This window comes from Actinomycetes bacterium, from assembly GCA_035489715.1.
In the GTDB taxonomy this organism is placed as follows: Bacteria; Actinomycetota; Actinomycetes; order JACCUZ01; family JACCUZ01; genus DATHAP01.
This window is the reverse complement of record DATHAP010000043.1, coordinates 1-11,440: the sequence shown is the minus strand read 5'-3', so window position 1 is coordinate 11,440 and position 11,440 is coordinate 1. Positions and strand designations below refer to the sequence as shown.

Annotated in this window: 11 protein-coding genes; 3 read left to right on the top strand and 8 right to left on the bottom strand. The window is 74.6% G+C overall.

Annotation, left to right across the window (positions count from 1 at the left end; translation table 11 throughout):
• The 6 genes from VK640_03755 to VK640_03730 all read right to left on the bottom strand — a co-directional run.
• Positions 1-1,156: CYTH domain-containing protein (locus VK640_03755; protein ID HTE72303.1), on the bottom strand; the 1,156-nt coding region annotated here is incomplete at its 3' end.
• Between the two features lie 6 nt (positions 1,157-1,162).
• The gene (locus VK640_03750) at positions 1,163-2,056 is read right to left on the bottom strand and encodes an NUDIX hydrolase (GenBank protein HTE72302.1); all 894 of its coding nucleotides are present in this window, start codon (positions 2,054-2,056) and stop codon (positions 1,163-1,165) included.
• On the bottom strand, positions 2,053-2,787 hold the full coding sequence (locus VK640_03745) for a ParA family protein (protein ID HTE72301.1): 735 nt from the start codon (positions 2,785-2,787) through the stop codon (positions 2,053-2,055). The genes VK640_03750 and VK640_03745 overlap by 4 nt, the downstream gene beginning before the upstream one ends.
• Positions 2,784-4,253: a CHAD domain-containing protein gene (locus VK640_03740; GenBank protein HTE72300.1), complete on the bottom strand. Its 1,470-nt coding sequence runs from the start codon at positions 4,251-4,253 to the stop codon at positions 2,784-2,786. The genes VK640_03745 and VK640_03740 overlap by 4 nt, the downstream gene beginning before the upstream one ends.
• 51 nt (positions 4,254-4,304) lie before the next feature.
• On the bottom strand, positions 4,305-5,159 hold the full coding sequence (locus tag VK640_03735) for a histidine phosphatase family protein (protein ID HTE72299.1): 855 nt from the start codon (positions 5,157-5,159) through the stop codon (positions 4,305-4,307).
• Positions 5,160-5,166: 7 nt separating this feature from the next.
• A complete protein-coding gene (locus tag VK640_03730) occupies positions 5,167-7,428 on the bottom strand; it encodes an RNA degradosome polyphosphate kinase (GenBank protein ID HTE72298.1) in 2,262 nt (753 codons plus the stop codon).
• A gap of 52 nt (positions 7,429-7,480) precedes the next feature.
• Between VK640_03730 and VK640_03725 the strand changes: the two genes are divergently transcribed.
• Positions 7,481-7,723, top strand: coding sequence for a hypothetical protein (locus VK640_03725; protein HTE72297.1), 243 nt, complete (start codon positions 7,481-7,483; stop codon positions 7,721-7,723).
• 56 nt (positions 7,724-7,779) lie between these two features.
• On the opposite strand, the gene VK640_03720 is transcribed toward VK640_03725, so the two are convergent.
• Both VK640_03720 and VK640_03715 read right to left on the bottom strand, forming a co-directional pair.
• Positions 7,780-9,237, bottom strand: a complete 1,458-nt coding sequence (locus tag VK640_03720) for a DUF2252 domain-containing protein (protein ID HTE72296.1) — start codon at positions 9,235-9,237, stop codon at positions 7,780-7,782.
• Positions 9,238-9,265: 28 nt separating this feature from the next.
• The gene (locus tag VK640_03715) at positions 9,266-9,925 is read right to left on the bottom strand and encodes an acVLRF1 family peptidyl-tRNA hydrolase (protein ID HTE72295.1); all 660 of its coding nucleotides are present in this window, start codon (positions 9,923-9,925) and stop codon (positions 9,266-9,268) included.
• A gap of 75 nt (positions 9,926-10,000) precedes the next feature.
• Between VK640_03715 and VK640_03710 the strand changes: the two genes are divergently transcribed.
• Complete coding sequence (locus tag VK640_03710) at positions 10,001-10,645, top strand: LysE family translocator (GenBank protein HTE72294.1); 645 nt, start codon at positions 10,001-10,003, stop codon at positions 10,643-10,645.
• A 143-nt stretch (positions 10,646-10,788) separates the two neighbouring features.
• Positions 10,789-11,440 (top strand): LLM class flavin-dependent oxidoreductase (locus VK640_03705; GenBank protein ID HTE72293.1); only part of this gene is annotated, 652 nt, incomplete at its 3' end.

Genomic DNA, 11,440 nt, shown 5'->3' with positions numbered 1-11,440 from the left:
CGGCGTCGGCCAGGTCCCGCAGCCGGCGCTCCAGCCGACGGCTGGTCCGCGCGGCCAGGTCGGGCAGCGCCTTGCCCAGCCGCGGGCCGCGGCCATCTCCGACCACCTGACCTGCAGCCACCAGCCGCAGCCATCTCGGCGAGTCCAGGAGCCCGGCGACCTCCTGCTGCCCGGACCGCCGCCGCGCCGCCACCTCCCGGTCCAGCCGCCGGGCCACCGGTCCCAGCACCAGCTCGGCCGGCTGTCCCTTGACCGACTCCCGCAAGAGCGCCGCCGCGGCGTCGACGTGGGCGGCTCCGGCCAGCGCCCCGTCGGCCCAGGCCAGTTCCCGTCGCTGCTCAGCGGCGACGTCGGCTGCCACCGCACCGAGCCGTCGGGCCAGGTCGACTGCCGACCGGCGACGGCGTACGGCCTGCTCGAGCTCGCTCGCGGCGCCGGCCCGACCGGCGCGGGCCATCGCGTCGAGGACCCGCAGCCGCTCCGCCGACTCGGCCAGCAGAGCCTCCGCGGCCGTCGCGGCACGCAGCCGTGGAGTCCAGGAGACCGACCGACCGGACGAGCCGGCCGACAGCACCCGGCCGATCTTCGAGCTGGCTGCGGCCGGCTGCAGACCTGCCGCCCGCACGGCGGCGTCGAGCCCGGCCAGCAGGTCCGGGTCGCCCTCGACGAGCTCGACCTCCAGCTCGCGCCACCGGAGCACCTCCGACCCGTGGCGCTCGACGGTGACCAGGTCGTCGGCCAGCTCGGCGACCACGGCGCCGCCCGGACCGACGAGGTGGCGCACCGCACGATGGGTGACGAGGGTCGCCACCGGCACCAGCGGCTGGTCTTCGGCGGCGATGGCGACGAGCAGCCGGCGCAGCGGCAGCGGCACCGCCGGTCGGCTCCCGAGCGGGCGCCGCACCTCCAGCCGCTCACCACCGGCGACGGGGAGCTTCAGGTGCCAGCCGTCGTCCGAGCCACCGGTGCGGCGGCGCAACGTGACGCGGTGCTGCTGCAGGGCCAGGTCCGCCGTGTCGTAGTAGGTCGCGGTCAGCACCTGCACCGGCAGCTCGTCGACGCGCGCGACAGGCCCGACGCCGAGCAGGTCGGGCACCTCGGCGCCCTCGGGCAGGTCGTACTTCGCCTCGATCTCGAGGTGCTGCGTGGTGGCCATGCCCGCCTACCGCACCGGCTCGTGCCGCTCGTGGGCGACGACCCGGCCGGCCTGCAGGTGCAGGAGCCACCAGCCGCCCTTGCGCAGGTCGACGTCGTGCGGCGGCCGGGCCGGCCCGAGCCGCCCCAGCGCGCCGACCAGGTCGGCGACCACCGACCGGGGGCCGCAGAGCGCGGTCGTGGTGCGGGTGGCCTCCTCGACCAGCTGCTTGACGATCTCGCGCTGGTGCTCGGGGTAGGCGGCCCGGCCCAACCGGGCGTCGACGGTGATCGGCGTCCGGGCGGCCCGGCCGTACGGCCGCAGGGTGCTCGTGCACGCGGCGCTGTCCGCGCTGCGCAGGGCCTCGACGCCGAGCCGGTCCAGGACGGGCACCAGGTCGTCGGCCTGCTCCCGGCCACGGCGGGACAGCGTCCGGGCGGGCTGCCCGTCGCGCCGCACGGCCGTCGACCGGGTCCGGCCGCTGCGGAGCAGGACCACAGGGCGGGTCTCCTTGGCCGACCGGACGAAGGCGTCGAGGACCGTGACGTCGCTGTGCTTGGTCAGGCGTCGCCGTGCGGCGCGCACCGGCAGCCACTCCAGCTCGTCCACCTCGTCGGACTCGGCGAACTCGCCGCCCGAGTGCCGCATCGACCAGTAGGTGACCGCCTTGTCGGCGACCTTGCCCCGGACCCGGACCCGGTAGCGCGTCGTCAGCAGGCAGGGCCCGAGCTCGGCGACCGACCCGGTCTCCTCCTCGACCTCGCGCACCGCCGTGACGATGAGGTGCTCGGCCGCCTTGGCCTTGCCCTTGGGCAGGGACCAGTCGTCGTACCGTGGCCGGTGGACCACCGCGACCTCGGGCTGGTCGGCAGCCCCGCGCCACAGGACGCCGCCGCCGGCGACGACGAGGGGCCGGGTCACGGCGCGACCTCGCGCCACAGGTCCAGGTAGACCTGCGCGGCCCGGCTGGCCGGCGCGGTCGCCGTCACGGGGGCGCGGTGCTGCGCCATCTGCTCGATCGCCGACAGCGCAGGCACCAGAGTCTCGGCGACCCGCGCGCGGTCCCGAGGGATCGACTCGACGACCTCGCGGTGCAGCCGCTTGCGCCGGTCGACCATCGAGAAGAAGGCAACCACGTCCGGCCGGTGCCCCTCCACCGCGGCCACGAACCGCACCAGCTGGTCGAAGGTGCGCAGCGACAGGGTCGCCGGGATCAGCGGGACGAGCAGCACGTCGGTCGCCTCGAGGACGTTCTCCGACACCAGCGACGCCGACGGCGGGCAGTCGAGGACGACGAGGTCGTAGTCGTCGCGCACGGTGGCGAGCAGCTGGGAGAGCCGCCGGGTGCGCCGCTTGGTGTCGTCGAGCTCCAGGTCCATGTTGCGGTAGCTGAAGTCCGCCGGCAGCAGGTCCAGACCGTCGAAGTCGGTCGCCTTGATCGCGTCCTCGAGCGGCCGCCGACGGGTCACGAGTGCGCGCCCGCCGCCCTTCACCTTCGGCTTCACCCGGAAGAGGTAGGTCGCCGACCCCTGCGGGTCCAGGTCCCAGAGCAGCGTGCGCCGCCCCTCGCGCGATGCGAGGTGGGCCAGGTTGACGGCCGTCGTCGTCTTCCCGACCCCACCTTTGATGTTGTACGTCGCCAGGACCCTCACGAGCGACCCGCCAGGTGAGCCAGCCGGCGCCGGTTGGCCGGCCGGGCGAACCGGCCGAAGGCCTCGTCGAACTCGCGCCGCGCGTCGTCCTGGGCCGCGTCCAGGTGGCCGATCAGCTCGCCCAGCGCGAGCACCGCCTCGGTCGGGGTGCCGTCGCGCATCATCTCCTCGGCGAAGTCGCGCAGCTTGGCGCGCTGCACCTCGGTGTCCTGGAAGCGGCCGAGCACGTCCTGCAGCACCTTGAGGTCCGCCACCAAGGCCTTGCGGTCCCCCTTGTCGAGCAGGGGTGAGAACACCTCGAGGGCGTACCGCAGCTCCTTGCACCGCTTGCGCAGCCCGTGCAGGTCGCTGGCCGGCGAGTCGGCGTGCACCGCCGTGCCGTCCTTCGTGACCCGCCGGCCGGCCCGGTGGATCGCCGAGCGCGCCACGTCGTCCGCGGTCCCCGACTCGGCGGGGCGCTCGTCGGCCAGGGCGGTCAGCCGGTCAGCCCACTCGCCGACCAGGCGCTGGTAGCGCGCCGACCGCAGGCCGCGCACCAGGCGGCGCCGCTCGGCCGTGCGCCGCCGCCGCAGGTGCTCGCCGAGCGCCCGGAGGTCGGAGGGGCCGGCCGCCACCAGCCACCCGGCCATGGTGGGCAGGTCCAGCCGGTAGACGTCGAGGTCGCGCACCGGGGTCGTCAGGTCGCCCAGCCACTTGAACCGGGGCTCCCAGGTCTCCCGCAGGTCCGCCGGCATGGCCGGCCTGGCGAGCTTCAGCGTCGAGCGGGTCCGGCGCACCGAGACCCGGAAGTCGTGCAGGAACTCCGTGTCGACGTCGTCGAGCAGCCCGGGCAGGTTGGCCGACATGGTGTCCAGGAAGCCACGCAGGACGTGCGCGACGTACGTCGTCGCCGGTGCATCGGGTCCGGGCGGCTGGTCCTCGGGCTCCTCGGGTGCGCCGCCACCGGCCGCCGCCTCGCGCAGTCCGAGGCCGCCCAGCACCTTCACCGCCGCCCGGCCGTCCGAGTCGTAGCCGCGCAGCGGCGTCACCCGCACCTGGTCCGGCTCGTCGACGGTGACCCGGACGACGAGCTTGTCGTCGGTGTTGCGCAGCTCCACCAGGCGAAGGTGCCGCCGCTGCACCGCGAGATCCATGAGAGCGCGCATCTCGATCACGGGTGCCAGCCGGTCCAGCAGCGGTCCTGGAGGCAGTGCGGCGGACATCGCCGGCAGCCCGAGACCGTCGGCCGGCGCGGACAGCTCCTGCTCGTCGTCCACGAGCACCAGCTCGTCCTTGCCCGCCGACGTCCGCAGCTGCAGCGTCAGACCCGCCTTCGCCAGCCGCCGGTCGAACGTGTCGAGCGAGGTGACCCGCACCGGCCGCCGGGTGTGCGCGTCGACGCGGAACCGCTCGGCCAGCCCCGCGGTGACGGCCGGCACGTCGAGGGCGCCCTCGGTCGGCGTGAGGCTCCTCGTGCGGGTCGGCATGGTGGCCCGGAGGCTAGCGGTCCCGGGTGAACGCCGGACCTCGCCGACCGGTCAGGAGGGTGGCGGGGCGAGCGCCTCGACCGATGCCCTGCCCCGCGCGTCGACCGGCAGGTGCAGGACGAGCAGGCCGCCCTTGCGCGGAGCCTCGACGGACCGGGCCTCGATCCCCAGCCCGGTGAGCACTTCGCCCAGCACCCGGTCCAGGGTCTTGCGCTGGGTGCAGACCACCGCCTGCCCCGGCCGGGCCACCAGGTCGGACAGGACCTGCCGGGCACCGGCCGGGTCACGTGCCGACCCGTCCTCGCTCAACAGCGGCTCGGCCAGCACCGGCAGCCCGAGGGCCGCGCCGAGCGGCTCGACCGTCTCGAGGCAGCGACGCGAGTCCGAGCTGTGGATGCGCTCGACGGCGTACGTCGTCAGCAGATCCGCCAGCGCGGCGGCCTGCGTGCGCCCGCGCTCGTCCAGCGGGCGCTCCGCGTCCGGCCCGTCCCACTGCGACCGCTGGCCGGCGCGGGCGTGCCGCACCAGCACCACCTGACGCACCGCGCCGAGCTCGCCGGCCACCGCCGCGGCCACGGCGTCCTCCTCGCCGACCTCGACCTCGCCGGGCAGCCGCCATTCGAGGGACTCGAGCCCTCCGAGCACCTCGACCGGCCAGAACCAGCCACCGGGCACGCCGCTGCCGGCCCGGCCGTCGGCCTCGACGTGCGGCCCGGGGGGGCCGAACCGCGTGCCACGCGGCGCGGCAGCAAGTGCGGCGGCCAGGGGGTGGTCGCCGGCCACGACGCGGGAGGGCAGCTCGGAGCCCCGGGCGGTGCGGACGACCCCGACGGTCACCCGGCCGTCCTCGTCCCGCCGCCACGGGACGAGCCCGGCCTGGACCGGGCCTGGTTCCTGGTCGGCCACCGCAGGCTCAGCCGACGACGTCCGGGATCGCGTGGTGGCGGCGGGCGAGCAGCTGCTGGTAGTCCACGGCCGGCCCGTCATGGGATCGTCTCCGCCACGAGCCGTCCGGCTGCTGCTCCCAGCAGTCGATGTCGTCGTGGAAGCCGAGGTCGAGGGCGTCGTCGAGCCGGGCCCGGGCCGCCGGGTCGGTGACGCTCAGCAAAGCCTCGACGCGCCGGTCCAGGTTGCGCTCCATGATGTCGGCGCTGCCGATGAGCAGGATCGGGTCACCGTCGTTGGTGAAGCGGTAGACGCGGGAGTGCTCGAGGAACCGGCCGAGGATGCTGCGCACCCGGATCGTCTCGGACAGACCCGGGACCCCGGGCCGGAGCGCGCACATGCCGCGCACCAGCAGGTCGATCGGAACGCCCCTCCGCGACGCGCGGTAGAGCTCGTCGATCAGCTCCAGGTCGACCAGGCTGTTGAGCTTGACCCGGATCCCGGCCGGCCGGCCACGCGCGGCGTTCTTGGCCTCCTTGCGGATCAGGGCCGTGAGCCCTTCGCGCATGGAGTCCGGGGCGACGAGCAGGTTGGTGTAGCTGCTGTGCTTCGTGTAGCCGGACAGGTGGTTGAAGAGGTCCGCCACGTCCGCGCCGATCGCCGGGTTCGCCGTGAGCAGCCCGAAGTCCTCGTAGACCCGCGCGGTCTTGTGGTGGTAGTTGCCGGTCCCGACGTGCACGTAGCGGCGGAGCACGGAGTCGCCCTCGGAGCGGACGACCAGCGCGAGCTTGCAGTGCGTCTTCAGGCCGACCAGTCCGTAGACGACGTGGCAGCCGGCCTGCTCGAGCTTGCGCCCCCACCGGATGTTGGCCTTCTCGTCGAACCGCGCCTTGATCTCGACCACCACCAGCACCTGCTTGCCGGCCCGGGCGGCCTCGATCAGCGCGTCGACGATCGGCGAGTCGCCGCTGGTCCGGTAGAGGCTCAGCTTGATGGCCTGCGTCGCCGGGTCGGCGGCCGCCTGCTCGATGAGCGCCTGGACCGTGGTGCCGAACGAGTCGTAGGGGTGGTGGACCAGCACGTCACTGCGCCGCATCGCGGCGAATATGTCCGGGGTCCCCTCGCCGGTGCGCAGGGCCGGCGGCGTCTCCGGCGCCAGCTCGGGGTAGCGCAGCTCGGGGCGGTCCAGGTCGGCGATCATCCACAGCGCGGCCAGGTCGAGCGGGCCGGTGAGGCGGTAGACCTCACGCTCGGTTATGTCCAGCTCGCGGACCAGGAGTGACAGCACGCGGTCGCTGGTGTCGGCCTCGACCTCCAGCCGCACCGGGTTGCCGAACCGCCGGCGGGACAGGCCTCGCTCGATCGCCTGGAGCACGTTGTCGGCGTCGTCGTCGACCTCGAGGTCCTCGTTGCGGGTGACCCGGAAGGCCCAGGACTCCTGGACCTTCAGCCCCGGGAACAGCTCGGGCAGCTGGGCGGTGATGACGTCCTCGATGGAGATGAACCTCGTGCGCTCCGCGTCGGTGGCCAGGTAGCGCGGCAGCAGCGGAGGCACCTTGACCCGCGCGAAGTGCTCGCCGCCGCTCTCCTCGTCGCGGACGACGACCGCGAGGTTGAGGGAGAGGCCGGAGATGTAGGGGAAGGGGTGCGCGGGGTCCACGGCGAGCGGGGTGAGCACCGGCAGGATGCGGTCGGCGAACAGCTCGCGCATCCGCTTGCGCTCGGGCTTGCCGAGGTGGTCCCAGCGCAGCAGCCGCACCCCCTGCTCCTTGAGCTCGGGTCGCAGGTGGTCCGCGAAGAGCACGGCGTGCCGCTCGCACAGCCGGTGAGCCTTCGCGGAGACCTCCTCGAGACGCTCGCGGGTCGTTTGACCGGTCGCACTGCGCGTGGTGACGCCCGTTGCCAACCTGCTCTGCAGCGCAGCGACCCGCACCATGAAGAACTCGTCGAGGTTGCGGGCGAAGATCGCAGCGAAGCGCACCCGCTCGAGCAACGGGACCGAAGGGTCCTCGGCGAGCTGCAGCACCCGGTCGTTGAAGTCGAGCCAGCTGGCGTTGCGGTCTCCGAAGCGGCCGGCGGGGAGCCCGGAGTCCCTCGGCGGGGTGCTGGGCTCCTCGACCTCCTCGGCGGTGTCGTCGGCGTAGCGGCGGGGCTCCGGCTCGGAGTCCGCCTGCACCACCTGGATGAGGTCGGTCACGGCGCCAGGCTGCCCTGAGCGGCGGCCGATGGGAAGGCACGAAGGTGAACGGAGCCTGAACACGAGGTGTCCGGTGCCTGTCGATGTGCTCAGGAGACCGTGCGGCCCTGGCGAGCCGGTCGACGGAGGTGCCATCGTCACGGCCATGGCAATCCAGACGCCCTCCGCCGTGTCGCTCGCGCCCGACGAGCGCGACCTCGTGGTCGAGGTCGTCGACGCGCTGCAGCCCCGGCTGCAGGAGGTCGCCCCCGACTCGCTGCGGCACATGGTGGCCTCCGCCCTCGACGAGCTCGGCGAGGTGCGGGTGACGACCTACCTGCCGATCATCGTCGAGCGTCGCGTGCGGCAGCAGATGCGCCTCGAGCAGGCCGGGCGCATCCCGGCCTGACCGTCGTCGCCGGCCCGTGGGCCGGTGCCGGCCACGGCAGCCCCTGAGTCGCTCTGTCAGTGGTCCGGGTCGCACGGCAGCCGACCCGCGGCGACCGCGGCCTTCAGCGCCTCGTGGTCGCGCTCGGTCTGGTCGGCGTACGTCCGGGCGAACTGCGACAGCGCTGTGTCCAGCGACGAGCTGGTCCCGACGTAGCCGGCGATCGCGGAGGCGCCGCTGGTGCGCGCATGCCCCTTGGCGAGCAGCAGCCCGCAGATGCCCGCGTAGTCCGTGAGGGCGCCGGGGTCCAGCCCGTCGATCGTGATGGCGCCCTTCATGTCGCGGAACTGCCGGACGTAGAACTGTCGCTGCCCGACCGAGGTCCAGCCGAGGAACGGGTCGCTCACGGTCTGCAGCGCCTGCTGGTACTCGACCACCCGCTGCCCCTGGTGCACGTGGCGGGGCGAGTCGCCGTGGACGTACTTCGCGACGACCGACCGCCGTGCCTCCTTCAGCTGCAGGAAGACCACGTCGTCGGGGCTGCTGCCCTCGAGCAGCGCGACGTACGCCCGCAGGCCGACCGAGCCGACACCCACGACCTTGTGCGCGATGTCGACGATGCTGTAGCCGCCGAGCAGGCGGGCCCAGTGCGGGCGCAGCGTCGTCAGGTAGTCGTCCAGTGCCGCCGCGACCCGGTCGGCCTGCACGACGGTCGGATGCGTGATGAGCGGCGGCTCGTCGACGATCCGCCGCTCCCCGTCCCGCTCCTCGGTGAAGCGCGGCAGCGCCCGGTCGCTGGTGCGCTTGCGGGCCCGGCGGGCAGCACGCTCGATCTCCTGCACCGTGCTGTCCTCGGTCGCCGACTCGACCAGTCGGTCGACGTCGACCCGCTCGTAGGACCGGGCGATCAGCGGCCGGTCCGCCAGGTAGCGCACCTGCTCGCGGTAGGCCTGCACGCAGGTGCGCACCGCCCGGTCGCAGTCGTCCTCCGAGGACCCGTTCTGCCGCCCGGCGACCCACACGCTGGCGACGAGCCGGCGCAGGTCCCACTCCCACGCACCCGGGTGCGCCTCGTCGAAGTCGTTGAGGTCGAAGACCAGGTCGCGCTCCGGCGAGGCGTAGAAGCCGAAGTTGCCGAGGTGCGCGTCGCCGCAGATGACCGGGGTGATGCCGGTCGACGGCAGGCCGGCGAAGTCGCCGGCGTGCACGGCCGCCGCGCCGCGCAGGAACGCGTAGGGGGACGCCGCCATCCGCCCGACCCGCACCGGCACCAGCCAGTCGATGCGGCCGAGGTGGGCCTGGGCGAGCTGGTCGACCGGGTCGACCCGCGACGGCGACGGCTCCCACGTGGCGAACGCCGACCGGGGGACCCGCTCGCGCAACGCCCTGCCGTCGGCCCACCGCAGCTCGCGAGGCCGCGCCCGCCGGCGCAGTGAGCTGAAGTCGTCGGCATCGACCGACTCGACGAGCACCGGGGGGACCGCCGTCGAGTCACCGGTGGGCGGCTCGTCGGGTCCTGCACCGGAGGTGCTCATCGCACTCGACGATATCGCCGGGAATGGCTCAACCCGGGCGCAGCACGTCGGTGACCTCGACCTGCACGGCGCGGAACGCGGCCGGCGTCCCGCGCAGCACGGCGAGCCTCGGGTCGGGCACGTCGAGCACCGGGCCGGTGACGAGCGGGCGCAGCGGCGCGAGCCGCCGGTCCTCCAGCACCGGCTCCACGGAGCGCCGGTCACCGCCGAGCACGACGGCGTCCAGCCGCGCCGTCTCCGGCAGCAGCACCGCGGCTGCCACGTCGGCCGCTGCTGCCAGTGCGACCCGCACCTGGCCCTCCCGGCGCCGGGCGAAGCGCTGCTGCGACCAGCCGCCGGCGGCGCTGCGGCCGTGGACCTGGCGGCTGCCGACCTTGGACGAGACCAGCGACGTACCGTCGAAGACGCCGGCGGCGAAGCCGCCGAGGCGCACCAGGAGCACGCCGACCCGCCGGTCGCGCAGGGCGTGCTCGACGATCCCGCCGTACGTCGTGCCGGCGGCGACCAGCGGCGGGAAGGGGACCGTCAGCCGGGCCACCGACCCGTCCTCGGCCCGGACCACCACCGCGTCCGGCCCGGCCTCGCACGCCGTCGGACCGTGCTTGCCGGCGAAGCGGTCCAGCCAGCCGGCCAGCCGCTCGGCCTCGACCGTCACCCGGCGACGGGCGGGGCCGCGGGCGGAGGACACCGGGTCATCGTCTCAGTCGCAGCACGGGCCGCCGGACGCCGGAAAGGCCTTGCCCTGCTGGCTACCGTGATGGGCATGGTCCCGACGCACACGCTGCTGCTGTTCGTCGCGGCCAGCATCCCGCTCATCGTGATGCCGGGCCCGGCCGTCGCGTTCATCCTCGGCACCACCCTGCGCAACGGTCGCCGGCCTGGCCTCGCCGCGACGGCGGGCGTCGAGCTCGGCTACCTCGTGCACGTCGTCGGCGCCGTGGTCGGGGTCTCGGCGCTCATCGCGTCGACCGCGCTCGCGTTCACCGCGGTCAAGGTCGCCGGCGCCTGCTGGCTGCTGTGGCTCGCCGTGCAGGCCTGGCGCAGCAAGGGCGACCACACGCTGGCCGACCTGGGCCGCGACGACGTGCCCGCCGGCTCGGCCTCGACCGCGTTCCGCCGGGGGCTGCTGGTCGGGGCGCTCAACCCCAAGACCGCGGTGTTCTACCTGGCCTTCCTGCCGCAGTTCGTGAGGCCAGGTGCGGGCCCCGTGCCCGCGCAGCTGCTCGAGCTCGGGGTCCTCTTCATCCTGCTCGCAGCCGCCGTCGACGCGCAGTGGGCGATCGCCGGCGGCGGGCTGCGCCGGCTGGTGCCGCGGCTGCGGATGGCGGTCGTGGACCGGGTGTCCGGCGTGGTCCTCGCCGCGCTCGCCGCCGTCACCCTGGCCGCGCGCCGGGTCAGCAGCGCCTGACGGGTGCCGTTCGCGCGGCCGGCCGACCGGCCCTCCGGAGCGGAAGCGCGGGCAAGACACCGCGAAGCGTCTCCGGAGACGAGCACCGGCGGCCCGACGGGTGCCGTTCGCCCGGCCGCTGGTCGTTTGCGAGGCTGGGCGGCATGGCGGACTACGGGCACGACCTGCTCTTCGGCGCGTTCGTGCCACCCGTCGCCGAGCAGTCCGAGACGGTCGTGACCCTGGCCCGCATCGCCGACGCGAGCGGGCTGGACCTCTTCACCGTCCAGGACCACCCCTACCAGCCGCGGTTCCTCGACACCTGGACCCTGCTCTCCTACCTCGCCGCCCGCACCCAGCGGGTGCACCTGGTGCCCAACGTCGCCAACCTGCCGCTGCGGCAGCCGGCGGTGCTGGGCAGGTCGGCCGCCAGCCTCGACGTCCTCAGCGACGGCCGGGTCGAGCTCGGGATCGGTGCCGGCGCCTTCTGGGACGCGATCGAGGCGATGGGCGGACAACGCCGCTCGCCGGGCGAGGCGGTGCGGGCGCTGGAGGAGGCGATCGGGGTCATCCGGGCCGTCTGGGGACCCGGCCGGACGCCCCGCATCGACGGCGAGCACTACCGGCTGGCCGGCGCCAAGCCGGGGCCGGTGCCGGTGCACCCGATCGGGATCTGGGTCGGCGCCTACGGCCCCCGGATGTTGGCCCTGACCGGCCGCCTCGGGGACGGCTGGCTGCCCAGCCAGGGCTACGCGCCGCCCGAGCGGCTTCCCGAGATGAACGCCCGCATCGACGAGGCCGCGGAGGCCGCCGGCC